This is a genomic window from Roseomonas sp. CCTCC AB2023176, assembly GCF_042259275.1.
Taxonomy (GTDB): Bacteria; Pseudomonadota; Alphaproteobacteria; order Acetobacterales; family Acetobacteraceae; genus Roseomonas.
Genome location: NZ_CP170086.1, coordinates 5,192,164 through 5,208,247, shown reverse-complemented (window position 1 = coordinate 5,208,247; position 16,084 = coordinate 5,192,164). Strand labels below are relative to the sequence as shown.

At 68.1% G+C, this 16,084-nt stretch carries 13 protein-coding genes and 4 pseudogenes; 8 read left to right on the top strand and 9 right to left on the bottom strand.

Annotated elements, in window-relative coordinates; all coding sequences use genetic code 11:
• Nucleotides 1-21 precede the first annotated feature (21 nt).
• From ACE7GA_RS26150 to ACE7GA_RS26135, 4 genes and pseudogenes are all read left to right on the top strand, one after another.
• Nucleotides 22-786, top strand: coding sequence for an ABC transporter permease (locus ACE7GA_RS26150; RefSeq protein ID WP_376093756.1), 765 nt, complete (start codon nucleotides 22-24; stop codon nucleotides 784-786).
• 14 nt (nucleotides 787-800) lie between these two features.
• Nucleotides 801-1,727, top strand: a complete 927-nt coding sequence (locus ACE7GA_RS26145; protein WP_376100532.1) for a 3-keto-5-aminohexanoate cleavage protein — start codon at nucleotides 801-803, stop codon at nucleotides 1,725-1,727.
• Nucleotides 1,728-1,735: 8 nt separating this feature from the next.
• Nucleotides 1,736-2,233, top strand: a complete 498-nt coding sequence (locus tag ACE7GA_RS26140; RefSeq protein ID WP_376093753.1) for a MaoC/PaaZ C-terminal domain-containing protein — start codon at nucleotides 1,736-1,738, stop codon at nucleotides 2,231-2,233.
• 67 nt (nucleotides 2,234-2,300) lie between these two features.
• Nucleotides 2,301-2,567, top strand: a pseudogene (locus ACE7GA_RS26135) (transposase); the annotation flags it as partial.
• 241 nt (nucleotides 2,568-2,808) lie between these two features.
• Here ACE7GA_RS26135 and ACE7GA_RS26130 read toward each other — a convergent pair.
• The gene (locus ACE7GA_RS26130; RefSeq protein ID WP_376093750.1) at nucleotides 2,809-3,858 is read right to left on the bottom strand and encodes an IS110 family transposase; all 1,050 of its coding nucleotides are present in this window, start codon (nucleotides 3,856-3,858) and stop codon (nucleotides 2,809-2,811) included.
• A 65-nt stretch (nucleotides 3,859-3,923) separates the two neighbouring features.
• Between ACE7GA_RS26130 and ACE7GA_RS26125 the strand changes: the two are divergent.
• A pseudogene (locus ACE7GA_RS26125) lies at nucleotides 3,924-4,790 on the top strand (IS3 family transposase); the annotation flags it as partial.
• Nucleotides 4,791-4,875: 85 nt separating this feature from the next.
• On the opposite strand, the gene ACE7GA_RS26120 reads toward ACE7GA_RS26125, so the two are convergent.
• The 7 genes from ACE7GA_RS26120 to ACE7GA_RS26090 all read right to left on the bottom strand — a co-directional run bounded on the left by ACE7GA_RS26120 (nucleotide 4,876) and on the right by ACE7GA_RS26090 (nucleotide 13,370).
• Nucleotides 4,876-5,418: a hypothetical protein gene (locus ACE7GA_RS26120; protein ID WP_376093747.1), complete on the bottom strand. Its 543-nt coding sequence runs from the start codon at nucleotides 5,416-5,418 to the stop codon at nucleotides 4,876-4,878.
• A gap of 186 nt (nucleotides 5,419-5,604) precedes the next feature.
• Complete coding sequence (locus tag ACE7GA_RS26115) at nucleotides 5,605-7,824, bottom strand: calcium-binding protein (protein ID WP_376093744.1); 2,220 nt, start codon at nucleotides 7,822-7,824, stop codon at nucleotides 5,605-5,607.
• A 217-nt stretch (nucleotides 7,825-8,041) separates the two neighbouring features.
• On the bottom strand, nucleotides 8,042-9,325 hold the full coding sequence (locus ACE7GA_RS26110) for a DUF924 family protein (RefSeq protein WP_376093741.1): 1,284 nt from the start codon (nucleotides 9,323-9,325) through the stop codon (nucleotides 8,042-8,044).
• Between the two features lie 163 nt (nucleotides 9,326-9,488).
• Nucleotides 9,489-9,890, bottom strand: a complete 402-nt coding sequence (locus tag ACE7GA_RS26105; protein ID WP_376093738.1) for a cytochrome-c oxidase — start codon at nucleotides 9,888-9,890, stop codon at nucleotides 9,489-9,491.
• Between the two features lie 37 nt (nucleotides 9,891-9,927).
• The gene (locus tag ACE7GA_RS26100; RefSeq protein WP_376093735.1) at nucleotides 9,928-10,146 is read right to left on the bottom strand and encodes a DUF1127 domain-containing protein; all 219 of its coding nucleotides are present in this window, start codon (nucleotides 10,144-10,146) and stop codon (nucleotides 9,928-9,930) included.
• Between the two features lie 110 nt (nucleotides 10,147-10,256).
• Nucleotides 10,257-11,837 (bottom strand): winged helix-turn-helix domain-containing protein, encoded by a 1,581-nt coding sequence (locus ACE7GA_RS26095; RefSeq protein ID WP_376093732.1) that lies wholly within the window; start codon nucleotides 11,835-11,837, stop codon nucleotides 10,257-10,259.
• Between the two features lie 582 nt (nucleotides 11,838-12,419).
• Nucleotides 12,420-13,370: a Bug family tripartite tricarboxylate transporter substrate binding protein gene (locus ACE7GA_RS26090; RefSeq protein WP_376093729.1), complete on the bottom strand. Its 951-nt coding sequence runs from the start codon at nucleotides 13,368-13,370 to the stop codon at nucleotides 12,420-12,422.
• A 582-nt stretch (nucleotides 13,371-13,952) separates the two neighbouring features.
• On the opposite strand from ACE7GA_RS26090, the pseudogene ACE7GA_RS26085 reads away from it, so the two are divergent.
• From ACE7GA_RS26085 to ACE7GA_RS26075, 3 genes and pseudogenes are all read left to right on the top strand, one after another.
• Nucleotides 13,953-14,318: pseudogene (locus tag ACE7GA_RS26085) on the top strand (DUF3489 domain-containing protein); the annotation flags it as partial.
• Nucleotides 14,319-14,441: a hypothetical protein gene (locus ACE7GA_RS26080; protein WP_376100581.1), complete on the top strand. Its 123-nt coding sequence runs from the start codon at nucleotides 14,319-14,321 to the stop codon at nucleotides 14,439-14,441.
• A gap of 49 nt (nucleotides 14,442-14,490) precedes the next feature.
• The gene (locus ACE7GA_RS26075) at nucleotides 14,491-15,153 is read left to right on the top strand and encodes a recombinase family protein (protein ID WP_376093726.1); all 663 of its coding nucleotides are present in this window, start codon (nucleotides 14,491-14,493) and stop codon (nucleotides 15,151-15,153) included.
• A gap of 571 nt (nucleotides 15,154-15,724) precedes the next feature.
• Here the strand turns inward: ACE7GA_RS26075 and ACE7GA_RS26070 are convergent.
• Nucleotides 15,725-16,063 (bottom strand): annotated as a pseudogene (locus ACE7GA_RS26070) (transposase); the annotation flags it as partial.
• Nucleotides 16,064-16,084: the final 21 nt, after the last annotated feature.

The following is a 16,084-nucleotide window of genomic DNA, read 5'->3' as shown; positions in this document are numbered from 1 at the left end:
CATCGCGGGGGGCGGGGCGTAATGCGCGGAGCGGCGAACCTCGGGCGGGACCTCGGACTGGCGGTCGTCGGGCTCGGCGTCGTCGCGGCGGTCTGGTGGGCCGTCACGGCGGTGGGGCTGGTCTCGCGGGCCTTCCTGCCCTCTCCCGAAGCGGCCTGGGCGGCGCTGCAACGGGGGATGGCGCGCGACCTGCCGACGCAGACCGGGGCGACGGTGTGGCTCATGCTCCAGGGTTGGCTCGCGGCGAGCGCAGTCGCGGTGCTGCTCGGCTCACTCATCGGCATCGTGCGGCCGGTGCGGGAGGCGCTGGAGCCGACCCTGGAGTTCCTGCGGCCCCTCCCGGCCTCCGCGATCATTCCCGTCGCCGTCGCGGTGTTCGGGCTGACGCCGGGCATGGTGCTGGGCGTCGTCGTCTTCGGCTCGCTTTGGCCGACGCTGCTCGCGACCGTGCACGGGTTCAAGAACGTGGAGCCGCGCCTGGGCGAGGTGTCACGCGCGCTCGGCCTTTCGCGGCTGGCCTTCGTGTGGAAGATCGGGCTGCCGAACGCGGTGCCGGACATCATCGCGGGAATGCGGCTCGCGCTGACTGTCGCACTCATCCTCGCGGTCGTGACGGAGATGCTCTCGGGCCAGCAGGGGCTGGGAACGGCGATCCTGCTCGCGGGTCGGGCGTTCCGCTCGGCGGACATCTTCGCGGGATTGCTGCTGCTCGCGGCGATCGGACTGGTCAGCAACGTCGCGCTCGCGGCGGCGGAACGGCACCTGCTGCGCTGGCGCGCGGCATAGGGAGGGAACGGGTCATGGCGTCGAAGAAGGTCATCGTGACGGTCGCGCCGACGAGCAACTTCCACGGAAAGGACGCGAACCCCGCCCTGCCGGAGCAGCCCGAGGAGATCGGTATCTGCGTGCGGGAATGCGCGGACGCCGGCGCGTCGCTCGCGCACCTGCACGCGCGCAACCCGGACGGGACGCAGTCCAACTCGGCCGCGGTGTTCCGCGCGATCAATGCCGCGGTGCGCGCGCGATCCGACATCATCGTCCAGAACTCCAGCGCGCCGGCGATGGGCAAGCTGCCGGGCGTCGCGGAGGACGGCTGGCAGACGCTCGATGCGCTGCCTGAGATGGCGAGCCTCGACATGGGGGTCTGCACCATCTCGCTGCCGGGTCGGGAGCACATCATCGAATGGACGCGCGGGTTCCTGGAAAAGACGGCGCGGACGATGCTGGAGCGCGGCATCAAGGCTGAAATGGAGATCTTCAACAATTCGCACATGGCGAACGCGGAGTGGCTCATCGAGCGTAGGCTGCTGGAGGCACCGTATTCCTACTCCTTCGTGATGAACATGCACCGCGTGAACCAGTCGGGCATGGCCTGGCACCCGAAGACGCTCTCGGCGCTCGTGGACACGCTGCCGCGGGACGCGCTGTTCTCGACGCTCGGCGTCGGGCCGTCGCAGCACCCCGCGACGGTCATGTCGCTCATCCTCGGCGGCGGGGTACGGGTGGGGTTCGAGGACAACATCTTTTACCGCCGCGGCGAGCTGGCGCGGTCCAACGCGCACCTCGTCGAGCGGATCGTGACGACGATCCGCGACTTCGGGCTGGAGCCGGCGACGCCGGTGGAGGCGCGGGAGATCCTCGGGCTGCCCCCGCTCGGCAGTGCGGGGCACATTGAGACACACGGGGGCAAGCCGCCTGCGCCCCCGGTGGCGCGGGCGGCGGAGTAGGGCGCGCCGTGTCACGGGCCATCCTCGACGGGTCGGAGTTGCGGGTCGGGGATGTGATCCCGGTGGGGTCGGTCTCCTTCACCGTCGAGGAGATCACCGACTTCGCGCGGCGCTACGACCCGCAGCCCTTTCACCTCGACGAAGAGGCGGCGCGCACGTCCATCTTTGGGGGGCTCTGTGCCTCCGGATTCCACACGCTCGCGGCCTGCTTCGGCGCGCAGGTGCGGGCGGGGGTGCTAACGCCGTGCAACCTCGGGGGGCGCGGGATAGCTGGGTTGGCTTGGCGGCGGCCGACGTGGCCGGGCGTGGAATATACGCTGTCGCTGGAGGTGCGGTCGCTCGTCCCCAATCCCGCGCGGGAGCGAATTGAGGCGGGGATCGGCTATGTGCTGTGCGATCCGGAGGGGGCGGTGGTGATGGACGCGACGCCGCAGCACCTGCTGCGGGCCACGAGGGGTGAACGTTCGACCTCGGGCGGTGAGGCACCGGTCGAAACAGCCGCCTGATTGACCTTCCCCCGTAGAAGCGGTCCGCCGGTAATGTGAGGCCGGCGAAGCCGTGGAGGGTGCTGGGATGGGGAGGAAGCATAAGCCCGAGGAGATCGTCGCCAAGCTGCGACAGGCGGAGGTGCTGATTGCAGGTGGTAGGTCCGTGGCGGACGCGGTGCGGGCGATCGGGGTGAGCGAGGCGACGTACCACCGTTGGCGCTCGGAGTATGGCGGCCTGAAGCTGGACGCGGTGAAGCGGCTGAAGGAGCTGGAGCGGGAGAACGCTCGCCTGAAGAAAGCCGTGGCCGACCTGACGCTCGAGAAGGTCATCCTGAAAGAGGCTGCCTCGGGAATGTATGGTCCGCCCCTCCCCGGCAAGGGCCGAGTTGGTGGTCACGACAGCAGTTGCGTCAATGTATCCGGCCTCTCGCGAGTGAGCCGCTGTTGCGGCCAGGCCATGATGAGATCTGCGCGCAGCGTTCCCAGAGACTGGTAAGGGCACGAGGCCCGTTTTCCCGAGAAGGGCTTACGCCGCGCCGATCGCCTGCTTCGTCATCACTCCCTCGAACCTCGCAAGCTGCGGGCAGGTGTCCTCAGGCGAAGGCGGGGTCCCGCCGTTCGTAGAGGGCACCAGGCCTATTCAGGATCACCCAGGCGATGCGCGCCATCTTCGCCGCCAGAGCGACCACAACCTTATTGGGATGCATCCTCGCCCGCAGCCGGTCCAGCCAGGCCCCGAGCCTGTCTCGGCTGCGGTCCAGGTGCATGAGGCAGGAGCGGGCGCCGTGGATCAGCAGACGCCGGATGTAGGAGTTCCCCCGCTTGTTGATTCCGAGGCGGGTCGTCTTGCCCCCCGTCGAGTGCTGTCGTGGTACGAGCCCGACCCAGGCCGCCAAGTCGCGCGCCTTTCGGAACTGCCGCCCCTCTCCGACAGCAGCCACGATCGCCGTGGCACCGAGGGGGCCGATGCCGGGGATCGATGCCAGACGGCGGGCGACCTCGTTGGACGCAGCGGTCGCCTCGATCTCGCGCGAGACGGTTGCGATGCGCGCCTCCAGCACACTGAGTTCCTCGCGGAGCTCGCCCAAGAGCCGACGTATGGTCGGCGTGAGGTCGTTCTCCTCGTCCTCAATCACCCCTGTCAGGTCGAGCTTGAACGCACCGGCGCCCTGCCGCATGGCGACGCCGTACTCGAGGCAGAACGCCCGCATCTGGCAGATCAAGCGCGTGCGGGAGGTGACGAGGCGCTCGCGGATGCGATGCAAGGCCTGCAGGTCGACCTGCTCGGTCGTCTTGATCTCGACAAAGCGCATCGTCGGCCGTGTGACCGCCTCGGCGATTGCGGCTGCATCGATGAGGTCGCTCTTGTTCGACTTCACGTACGGTTTGACGAACTGGGCGGGGATGATGCGCACGGTGTGCCCGAACGCCTTGATCTTTCGTGCGAGCCACTGGGATCCAGCGCACGCCTCCATGCCAACAACCGCCGGAGCGGCGCACTCGAAGAACTGCAACAGGGTGTCGCGTCGAAACTTCGCCTTCTGGATCGGCTGGCCGGAGCGATCCAGACCAACGACGTGGAAAACGTTCTTGCCGAGGTCGACGCCGTAGACCGCGGCATTACGAGGCTTGGTCCTACTCATATCGTTCCTCCTCTCAGCAGTACCGCCATTCTGCCAAAGGCCGGTCGGGGCGGACCATCCCATTACTACTGAGCCCAGCCCGCCGGCGTCGCTGCATCAACCACGTCCGGTCGGCGCTGGGCATCTCAGAGCGCCTCGCGTGTCGCGTCCTGGGTCAGCATCGGTCGACGCAGCAGAAGGTGCCGCAGGGGCGTGACGACGAAGCGGCACCGACCGCCGACATCGTCGAGCTCGCGCGGCGGTACGGGCGCTACGGCTACCGGCGGATCACCGCGCTGCTACGGAGGGCGGGCTGGGCTACGAGCCACAAACGCGTCGAGCGGATCTGGCGACGCGAGGGCCTGAAGGTGCCACGGCGGCAGCCGAAGCGGGGACGCCTCTGGCTGGCGGACGAGTCGTGCATTCGGCTGCGCCCCGAACGCCCCCGGCACGTCTGGGCCTACGACCTCGTCGAGGACCGGACGCGCGATGGACGCCGGTTCCGGATGCTCTGCGTGGTCGATGAGTTCACGCGGGAAGCCTTGGCCATCCGCGTGGGCCGCAAGCTTACCTCTGCGGACGTCATCGACACCCTCGCCGACCTCTTCATCCGCCATGGCGTGCCACAGCATATCCGTTCCGACCAAGGGCCTGAGTTTATCGCCGAGGCCGTGAAGGCCTGGATCAGCGGCGTTGGCTCCAGGACGGCCTACATCGAGCGCGGCAGCCCATGGGAGAATGGATACGCGGAGAGCTTCAACGCCCGCCTTCGCGACGAGCTGTTGAACGTCGAGATCTTCAACAGCCTCGCCGAAGCCTGCGTCCTCATCGAGGCCTGGCGAAAGCACTACAACGCCGTCCGACCCCACTCATCCCTGGGCTACCGCCCCCCAGCGCCAGAGGTCGTCCGTCTTGGCCTACCAGCGCCCAGAGCAACCGGCGTCCTCCTATGACCGGCCCTCATTAGACCCGGCCCACCTCGTGGGGGCTTGCCACTCCTTACGAGAGAACGCACCACCAGATCCCGGGACTGCACACCTAGCCTCCCGTCCTGACCCAGCGACCGTTCTGGGCATGCCAGACGGTTGGGCGACCGGACGCACGGAAATCCCTTATGACGAGGTCGTAGTCCGTCAGCTTGGGCGTTCTGCTCGCATTATCGCGAACGGCTCCACCCTTGGACAGGCTGAAATAATCAGCCACCAAGGATGCCTGTTGCTCGATGTTGAAGTCGCCGAATCGGGTCTTGCCAGCGAGATCGTACTTATACGTTCCCTGATAGTTTCCCATGCTCGCGATGAAGAGGCCGATCGCATTCGCCAATGGGCGGATGTTATGAAAGTACTGCCAGGAGTGAGTCATCTCGTGGAAGAAGATCCACTGCTCATCCAGCGTGGCAGAGGAAAAGTCCGACTTTGCGTGATGCGGAGAGAAGTAGGGGTGCCCTTCGGGTGTGATCGAGTTGTTCTCGCCGCCAATTTCTGCCGAGTTGATCCTGACGCGGATCTCACCATAGGGTAGCATCGCCCCGAAGATGCTCGCGAGCAAGTTTTTCTCGCCGAACGTCAGGGTTCGTTCCATCTGAATTTCTCCTTATCGCGTCGTTTTGCGTGGTTTTCCGACACGCCGACGTCGAGAGATCTGTGTTGGGTGCGTTCGGGTAGGTTCGTCAGCAGCGAACGGAGCGCCTGTATTCAGGCCGCGCCTGCCGAGAGGGAATGTCGCCCAGGTAAGAATGCCAAACCTCTACCTGGGCGGAAGCGTCGATCAGAACAGGAACGCGTCCGCGACGAAGGACCCACCCGTGATCTCGCCGTTCAGCAGGATGTCCTGACCACCGCCGGGGGTCAGCGTGTCGAGACCGTCGCCCCCATCCAGGAAATCGTCACCTAGGTTGCCAAGCAGGCGGTCGTTCCCGGTAGATCCAATGATGATGTCACTGCCGCCATCGCCGGATAGTACATCCGCGCCAGCGCTCCCAATGATAACGTCATCTCCTTCGCCGCCCTGCACGAACAGACCGATGCCGGCCAGGCTGGAAGCATTCACGACGTCGTCGCCTTCGAAGCCCCGAAATAGGAGCTGATCGAGCCCCGCCTCGGCCCCCAAGATGCGAATGGTGGCGGCCAAGCCCTCGATCACGATCACTCCTTCCTCAAGCCCGATCGTGACAGTGTCGGCGACGCCAGTTCCATCGACGACGATTAAGTCCGCGGCACCATCGGGGCCGCCCAGGTCGATCACGATTTCATCCAAATCGGTTCCTGTCATGTCGCCTACCCGGACCTCGTCCGTACCGCCAAACGTCCGCACGTCGGTGCGCTCGACATCAACCAGGTCCATCCGCACGGCGCCTACATCCCTCACGAGCACGGCGGTCGCGCCGTCCGCGATGATCTCGATCGTCTCGGTCGTGCCCGAGCCGTCGAAGGCGAGGGTGTCAGTTCCAGCTTCGCCGTCCACGAAGTCGTTGCCGTCGCCGGGGATCCACGTGAACCGGTCGTTACCCGTGCCGAGCCGAGCGAAGTCGTCGCCACGACCGCCGAACACGCCGTCGTCGCCGCCCCCCGAGAAAAGCCCATCGTCGCCATCGCCGCCCGAGAAGCTTTCGTCGTTGTCGCCGCCGAACAGGAAGTCGAGGCCGGCCCCGCCATCAACGAGAAGCCGTGGCGCGCCGATCGCGACCTCGCGGGTGCGGATGATGTCGTCGCCGCTACCGCCCGTCACGGACAGCATGTCCTGCGCCTCGACGCCGAACATGGACACTGCCGCCGGGAGCCCCTCCACCGTGATCAATGATCCGGCGCCGCTGATGACGTCGACAGTATCGCCCTCCGCACTACCAGTTAGGCTGATGACATCTGCTGCGCCGTCGCCTGCCCGCCCCGGAAGCGACAGCGCAATCTCGACGGCACTCACCTCCGTCGAGCTCAGATCGCCGATCGCGATACGGTCTGCGCCGCCGTCGGCGCGGATCGTGACGCCCTCCACGTCATTCAGTTTCATGCGGATATTGCCCAGGTCGCGGGTCAGCAGTGCGCGCTCGCCTGACGCTTCCAGGACGAAGGCTTCGTCCGCGGCGAAGCCGTTGAATGCCAGGTCATCGTCGCCCGCCTCGCCTTCCACACGGTCGCTACCGTCGCCGTTGTTCCAGACGAAGACATCGTCGCCAGCACCGAGCCGCGAGACGTCATCTCCGCGCCCGCCGATGATGAAATCATCGCCTGTGCCGCCCAGCAGGGTGTCGTTGCCCTGGCCGCCGGTGAGCTGATCGTCACCCGCGCCGCCGTCCAGCGTCAGCCTGACGCCGCCCGCGACGCCCGAGGCCGAGACGACATCGTCGCCACCCCCCGCCTTGAAGGTCACCCCGTCCTGCGCCTCGACGGAGGCGATCCGGACGAAGGCGTCCAGCCCGATTACCGACACCGCTCCGCCATCGCCCAGCAGCGTCACGAAGGACGCGTTGCCGCCGTCGGACAGCACGACGTTGTCGGTCATGCCGTCGCCGGTGCCCGCGCCTTTCGTCCCGGAGAGGTCGATGCGAACCTCCTGCACGCCGCTGCCGGCCATGTCGTTGACCCGGACGACGTCGGCGCCACCACCCGCGAACAGGTCAATGCGTTCCATGCCGGACAGGCGCATCGTGACCGAGTCCACGTCGCGGTCGAGCCGGGCCTCGTTGCCCTGCGCGCGTAGCGTGAAGGTCTCCCGGCTGTCGTCACCGTCGAAGTCGAGCCGGTCGAAGCCCGCCTGGCCGGAGACCGTGTCGCTGCCATCGGCCGGGGCCCAGCCGAACACGTCATTGCCTGCGCCGAGCAATGCCGTGTCGGAACCCCTGCCGCCGGCGACGACGTCGTCGCCGGCGCGGGCGATGATCGTGTCGTCGCCGTCACCGGGTGTCGTGTGTGGCCCGAGGCGGATGACGCCGGACGAAATCAGGCCGGGCTTGATAGTGTCGCCGGCATTCGTGCCGATGAAGATGGTCATGGTTCTGCTCCTGCTGTTGAAGGGGGATTGTCGGTTGCGGTCCGGCCACTTCGTCGCCGGGGTTGTCGGGACGTTTTCAGGGCGCGGGGTGAGAGGTCGGGGTGGCTCGCGGCACGCTGTGGCCGGAGCTTTGGTCCACCGATGGCCCTGGTCACCGGGTCATCGAAGGAAGATGAAGGTCCCACCGCCTGAGGCGTTGTGAAGCATTCGGCCCGGTTCAGCCGCCATAGCCGCCCTCATCGAGGAAACGCTGCTCTTCCGGCCGCATCACCCGCCCCAGGATCGGGTTTCGGTGCGGGAAGCGGCCGAAGCGGACGACGATGTCGCGATGCCCCTTGGCGCGAGAGAGGTTGGGCTCGCCGAAGCGCTCGGCCAGCGCAACCGATCGCTCCTGGTCGGCGATGATCTCGGAATGCGCGAAGGGCATGCGGAAGAAGAGTCCGAGAAGGTCATCAACCTGCCGATCATGACCGGCGCGGATCGCTTGATCCGCGATCTTTCGCGCCTGCTCATCGGTCGCATACATGCGTGGCGTGCCGCGAAAGGCGTTGCGTGGAAACTGATCGAGCAGGATGACCAAAGCCAGGGCGCCTTGCGCCGTGTCGCCCCAATGCGACAAGGAACCAGAAGCTGCCGCCTCGTGGGTGAGCAGGAAGCGGGTGCGAAAGCGCTGGTCGAAATCGGGGTCCTTCGCGAACCACAGGGCCGGCCCTGCGTCGCGCCAGAAGGCGATGACGGCGAGGGCTTCGTCGGGTGGGTTAGCATTCGGCGTCTGAGTCACGTCGGGCATGGAAGTTCCCTGAGTGAATGAGACGAAGGGTCGCCGCCCGACCACAATGCAGGTCAGCGACGTGGTCGCACCCGGGAGCGCGCGGATCCCAACAAAACCCTGGGCGCGAAGGTGCGATTCCACCGCTTCCTGGGTGCCGAGGAAGCCACCGAGCATGGCGCGCCGATGTTCGGCTATCGCCGCCGAAACCAAGTCGTTACCAAGTCGCAGCATGGCGAAAAGCAGCCAACCGCCCGGTCGCAGCGCCGCATGGGCACGTTCGAGAATGGCCGGAATTGACGCCTCGGCAATGAAGGCACTGGGCAGCCAGGCCAAGTCGAAGCACGACGTTTCCGTTAGCGCCTGACCCGCCTGTTGGCGCAGGGTGATACGGTCGGCGAAGCCTGATTCTCCCACGCGCTGCCGCGCGAGCGCCAGCGCGGGCGGCCAGGGATCGATGCCGAGGATGGTCAGTTCCGGCCAGAGGCGCGCCATTTCAACGCTAAGCGCGGCGACACCCACGCCGATATCCAGGAACGCCGCGCCCGGTTGCTCCAGGCGCTCCGCCAGGCCTTCGAGGCTGGTGACCATTGCGCCCTTCAGGCGGCCGGCAAAGCCTACGGATGCGTTGCCGGCCGCGGCCAGGATCGCCGGGTCGGTGGGCGTCCAGCCCTCGGTCGGGGCAGTCTGCTTGTCGCGGTTGGCGTCGAGCAGCGCAAACAGGTCGCTCATTGGCAGACGACCTCGGACGGGGGCGAGGTTGGCGCCGCGGCCATGCCCGCGCCGGAAACAAGCCTGTTCAAGATGGCAGCCCGCCAGGCGGACCAGAGGCGGCGCAGTTCGGCCTCGGATTGAGCGTCCGCCGCGAGGGCACGAAGCGCTTCAGGGTCCTGCATCACGATGCCGCCTGCAAGGCACGGGTCGAAGCGCGACGCAGTCCGGTGACGGCTGCGGCGAAGCAGAGCATGCCGCCCAGCGTCATCAACGCGCCGATACCGATGATGGGGACGAGGCCGCCGTGATCCTCGGACTGGTCCGCCAGCGCACCGCACATCAGGACCGGGCCGAGCGTCGCCAACCAGAAATGCACGCGCGGCAACAAGCCAGCCGATGCGGCCGGCACGACTTGGTAGAACAGCCCATACAGAGCGAGTGACACCCACCCGAGCAGGTTCACATGCGCATGGACATGCCTGAGGCGGAAATCCTGCGAAATGCCCATGGCGATGCCCAACGACATGCCGACAACGCCGGCGGCAACGGCGGCGAGCAGGAAGCGTCGCGCGAGCGGACGCATCGTGGTGTCATCTTGACGAATCGAGCTGGCCATAATCTCAACGCCACCCATCCGCGGGCGGCGCTGGCTGTCCGGCGCGCGTCATGCCGATATCCTTCAGCAGGCGCTCATCGAGTGAGGCGAGCACCTGCGCGGTACGGATCTGCGCCAGCCGTGCCAGCAGCCAGCGGATTGGGCATGGGGCGGGATTGCCGTTGATGGCCGAACTCCGCGGCAGGGCGGCGACCAGAGCGGATCGGGAAGGAAGATGCGACATCGGGCGAACTTTCAGTGACCGTGATCGAATGGCTGATCTCTGCCCGGGCGCGCCTAAAGCGTCCTTGCCCACGGTCTGAAAGCATCTGAATTCTTCTGGTCGGGCGCGTCCTACGCGCAGGCCTGCTCCAAAGCCGCGAACGTGCGGACGAGCCGCACCTCCCGCTGGTGATAAGCGGGGCTGACGCGATGGCGCGGTACCCTGATCAGTCGGGCGGGCAGGCGCGCGTCTGGGTCAGGTTGATGCCGAATAAAATCGGCAAAGCGTTCGCGCGCCGCCTCGGGCTGGCCGTCCAGCGCGAGCGCCACCGCCAGCAGGCCGTGACCGAAGCTCCAATCCGGGCTGGACTCCACCACCATCCGGAACACCGCCACTGCCTCGGCATCGCGTTCCAGTTGCAGCAGGGCGCGGCCCAGGCCCTGAAGCCAGGACCAGCGCGCCGGGTCCGCGGGCCCGCTCAGCTCCGCTTGGCTGAACCAATGCACGGCCTCCTCCGGCGCGCCCAGATAGAGGTGGTTGAGCCCCAGTTCCCGGCAGGCGGGCGGGTCGCCCGGGCAGCGCAGCAGCACGGCTTGCGCGATGATGATGGCATCCTCGAACCGGCCTTGCGCCCGCAACACCACGGCGCGAGCCCGCAAGGCGCCGACATGCTCGGGCTCGGCGGCCAGCACGCGGTTCGTCAGCCCCTCGGCATCGGCGAGGCGTTCCGCCCGCTCGGCCTCCGGCGTGAAGCCGTTGACCAGCGCATAAGCTTCCAGCGTGCCTAGGCCCGCGGCCGCCTCGACATTGTCGGGGTCGAGTGCCAGAGCGCGGCGGAAGAGCGCACGCGCGGCCGGCACGCTCTGCGGCGCCATGCGCGAGGCGATGGCCGAACCCAAACCTTGCAAGGCCAGCCCTCCGGCATCGGGCACCGAATCCAGAGCCGCCCGCCGCGCCTCAGCCAGCACCATGCGGAGCGCCACCATGCGCGCCAGGCGGCCGACGATGGCGTCCTGCGCCGCCAGCGCTCCCGCGCTCAGCAGCGTGTCGAAACGCTCGGCCCAGACATGGATGTCTGCTGCCGCGTCGATCAGCTGCGCATTGACCCGCAGACGCGGGCCATCGGCCGTCACGCTGCCCTCCAGCACGTAGCGGACGCCCAGTTCCTCGCCAATGGCGCGCGCGCTGAGCCTGCGGTCGCCAAAAAGGCTTGCGGTGGTTCGCGAGATGACGACACCACCGGCAAGGGTGCGCGAGAGGTCGGTGGTCAGGCTTTCCAACACCCCTTCCGCGAGGCCCGTCACCATGGCGTCGTCGCCATGGGTCAAGAAGGGAAGCACCAGCACCGAGAGCCGGACGGGTGCCACGGCTGCCGGCGCTCCGGCCGGCGAGGCGCTCGTGACCGGCAGGACGAAGCGATAGCCCCGGCCGGGTACGGTGACGATGGCATCGCGCGCCGGACCAAGCGCGCGCCGAACGGCGCCGATCTGGGTATGCAGGTTGTTCTCTTCGACGATGGCGCCCGGCCAGACCTGGCGCAGCAGCGCGTCCTTGGTCAGCAGCGCCCCACGGCCGCCGGCGAGTGTCGCCAGCAGATCGAAGGCGCGCCCACCCAGTTCAACCGGCGCGCCATCGGCCAGCAGCGCTCGGTCGCGCCGTCGAAGCGTGAAATTCCCGAAGGCAAGATCGTCCCCGTCCGAGTCCTCGTTCATGGTCTGGCACCTGGAAGACCGTTCAGTACTGTTGCAGGGTGTGGGAGGTTTTAGGGGCTCTTCAGAGGGGCAGCAAAAACGGGCCGACCAGACCGACGCCCACGTGAGTGAAGAGCGGATGCGGCTCACGCCGTCGAACCGGAAGCGTTCTGTCGTGAGCAGGTCGACCCGCTGTTTAAACCGCCTAGGACGCCAGGCCTCATCGCGCGAATGTGATCGTTACAGTCCAGTCCCCGTCGCTGTTAATGAGCTACCACTGCGAGCGCTACTCGGCCAGCCGACCTGGATGGGGTCGCTCCATTTACATAGTTAACTGATCAAATGCACTGGAACGGGGGGGAGCGGCTTTCAGAGCCCATTCGGGAAATTCTGATTCATGCTGAGAGCTTTGCGGCCAGCCGTCAAAGCATGATGCGGATCATGGCATCCGGACAACGTGCGGCGCAGGCTCGAGCCTCTCCGCGCGGCCCCGGGCGGGTGAGCGCGCCTCGGGGCTCGGGGAAGTAGCGCCCGGCTGGTTGGGTGCGGACCGGAGCCCCGACATGAGCATCCGGTGAGAGTGCCCATGCTCTCGCGGCCGGCTCACTCCAGCTTGGCGCCGGAGATCTCGACCAATCGGATCCAGGTTGGAGTTTCACGCCGGATCTGCTCGGCTAGCGACGCTGGGCTCTCACTTGTGACGACCTCGTAACCGAGCGGGCGAAGACGGTCCGCGAAGTCGCCCTGCGATGCAACTTGGCGAACCGCCGTGAACAGGTGCGCCACGACGGGCTCCGGTGTGCCCGCAGGCAGCATCAGGGCGTTCCAGGGCGAGATGTCGAGGTCACCGAGCCCGAGGTCAGCGAACTCGCCGAGACCAGGCACCTCGGGCAGAAGGGACATCCGGCCCCGGGACGAGACCGCGAGTGCCTTGAACTTCCCGCTCTCGACGTGGGGCGTCAGGGCGGGCGTGACGTCGAACATCATGTCGATCGTGCCGCCGAGCAGGTCCTGGATCGCGGGCCCGCCGCCGCGGTACGGAACATGGAGGACGCGAGCCCCGGTCGCGCTGTTGATCGCGCTGATGCAGAGGTGAGACGACGTGCCCGTCCCCGAGGAGCCCATCGTCACCCCGTCCGGGTTGGCCCGCGCCCACGCGATGAGGGAGCGGAAGTCGGTCCAGCCGCGTCGCTGCGCCGTCTCCGCGTTCACCACGCAGAGCAGCGCGCCCGACGTGATGAGCGTGAGCGGCTGAAGGTCCCGTCCCGGATTGAAGGGCAGCCGCGCGTAGAGGGTGGGATAGGCCATGAGCGTGACACCGCCGATGACGCCAATGACACTGCCGTCTGGCGGTCCTTTCGCGACCAAGTCGGTGCCGAGGATCCCGCCCGCGCCGCCGCGGTTGTCCACCACGACGGACTGACCCAGGATCGGTCCTAGCCGGTCGGCGACGAGCCGTCCCACGATGTCGATCGCGCCCCCGGGCGGGAAGGGCACGACGACCCGGATGGCCCGACCACCGGCGACGGGCTGCGCCGTCGCCGACGCCGCCATGACAGCCGTCCCGCATGCGGCGCCTGCACTCAGTAGAGCCCGTCGCAGCACTTTGCATTCCTCCGAACCGGCGCACCGTCCCGGGGCGCGCTGTCCGACACGAGGTGCGTTGCGCCGAGGCGATGGACCAGTGCCGATGTCGCGACCAGCGTGAATCATCCGGCGCCTGAAGAAGTGATCGGCACGTTTCGCTTGGTTTCTGTCCGGCAGAGCGAAGCGTCGGGTGTGCGGAGCGGGTCGGGGCTCGCCCGCACGGCCCCGGGCGGGTGACCGCGGATTGGGGTTCGGGCTGGTAGCACCCGGCTGGTCGGGTGCGGACCAGGAGCCCGACGATGATGAGCACCCCCACGAAGTCCTCCACGCTGTCTACGACCGGCGCCGCGGTGCTGCGAGGGGCAACCGAGCACCCGACGCACCACGCGCTCCCACCCGAGCACCTGCCGACCGCGGCCCGGAACGCCGTCATGGCGAGCCTGCTGCGGGCAGGGTTGCTGGTGGAGGTCGAGCCGGAGGAGGGCGTCCCGTCCGCGCTTCGGCTCACCCAGGCAGGGCTCGCCGCGATCCGGCGGGAGGTGGCCCCCAGTGGCGCCGAGAACCCGCCTGCCAGGACGGGCGAGGGCGGGACGACGTTGCAGACCGCCCGGCTGCCCCTGCGCCGGGCCGCAAAGGCCGTGCTGCTGGCCTGGGACGTGGGGGGACGGCCGTACAGGGCTCCCCGGCGCCACCGAGGCGCTGCGGGCCGCCCTGGCGCGGCGTGGCGCGGGTGGCCGCCCCTCCCGGGATCCCGCCACGCCCCGCCGCCCGCGCGAGGGCACGAAGCGCGCGGCCGTCCTCTCCCTCCTACGCCGGCCGGAGGGCGCCACGATCGCCGACCTCGTCGCCGCGACCGGGTGGGCCGGGCACACGGTCCGGGGCTTCCTGGCAGGACTGAAGAAGGCGGGCCTGGACGTGGCGGTGCTGGAGCGCGTGCGCCAGGTCGGGCCAGGGGCGAGCGGGGCGAAGGGGAGCTACAGCATCTACCGCGTCGCGGAGGTCACGCCGGCGACCGCGGCCACGGCGGAGGTCGGCTGATGCCGCGCGGACGCACCATCACCGCCTCTCCGGCCAGCCCCGCTACGCGGTGGGGCTGTACGGGGTCTCCACGGCCGAGCAGGGCCATTCCGGGCTCGGCCTCGAGGCCCAGCGCGCGGCGGTGCGGGCCTTCGTCGCGGCGCAGGGCTGGGCGCTGGTAGCCGAGTACGAGGACGTCGCCTCCGGCAAGGACGACAGGAGGCCGGGGTTCCAGGCCGCCTTGCAGCGGTGCCGTCAACTCGGCGCCATCCTCGTCGCCGCACGCCTCGACCGCATCACCCGGCGCGCGCACACCCTCTCGCAGCTGCTCGAGGACGGTGTCTCGATCCGGGCAGCCGACATGCCCGGGGCGGACGACCTGATGCTGCGGGTCTACGCAGCGATGGCGCAGAAGGAACGAGAGCTCATCTCGGAGCGGACGCGTGCGGCGCTCGCCGCGGCACGCGCGAGGGGGCGGGTGCTCGGCGGAGATCGGGGGTACCGGCCCACAGCGGGCCCGGACGCGGCGGCTGCGGCGCGGGCTCGACGGGAAGCAGCGGAGCGGGCTGCGCACCGTCTCGTGCTAGCAGTCGACCGCATGCGCAAAGACGGCATCACCGGCAAAGCAGCGCTCGCCCGGGTGCTGAACGATCGTGGCGTGCTGCCTCCAGCAGGCCGGGGGGCGTGGACCCACACGACGGTCGCGCGTGTCGTTTGTCGATCAGGCGAATGACTGAGTTGGCCGTTTCCAGCCTGTGCGCTTCTGGGAGAAGGGTGGATCGAACCGGACGTCCGATTAGTCCTCCTCCCGAGGGCAGATACTCCGACCGGAGACAGGCCGGGCGTTCCTCCGTCGCGCCCTCGTGGCCTGTCGTCGCATCCAAAAGGCCGTGTTGCTGCGCCAGCGCCTCGAGTCGGTTCGGATGCGCTGCCCGAAGGTCATGATGTGGAGCGACAGCCGGAAGCTCGGGACGCGAGCACCAGGCGTGTCCTCCCGCCTGGCGAGGAGCAGCCGGAGCAAGCGGGACGGGCCATTCGCGACGAGGACAACGGCCGGCAGAGCCGACCGATTAGACCGGGGGGATGCCATCGTCCCCGGTACCCCAGCGGAGCCGCCGAGCGGCCGTCTTCAGCCACTTAGAGCCCGCTTCGGAACGCCTTCACATCGACTGATAGTGAAAGGAGCGACAGAGACTTCGTGCGTTGTTGCCGCCGCTGCGAAACCGACCCGGTCGCCGGTTGAAAGGGTCGTGTTCCAACGCGTGGTGTAGGAGCGGTGGCTCCTGGCGGGCTGGGCCGCAGGGTCAGGCTGGCACGGCGGACAGCCTGGCGGGGCCGGTATCGCTGACGGTGCTGATGCCTTCCAGGGTCATGTAGCAGGCGCGTTGCGTTGCCCACTCGTCGGACTGCTCCAGCAGCAGCGCCCCGACGAGCCGGACGACGGCGGCCTCGTTCGGGAATATGCCGACGACGCCGGTGCGCCGCTTGATCTCGCCGTTGAGGCGCTCGGTCGGGTTCGTCGAATGCAGCTTCGCCCGGTGCGCTGCGGGGAAGGCCATGTAGGTGAGGACGTCCTCCTCCGCGCTGTCCATCAGCGAGGCGAGCTTCGGGGCCTTCGGGCGGAGCTGGTCGGCGACGGTACGCCGAAAGATCGTCGTGCGCGC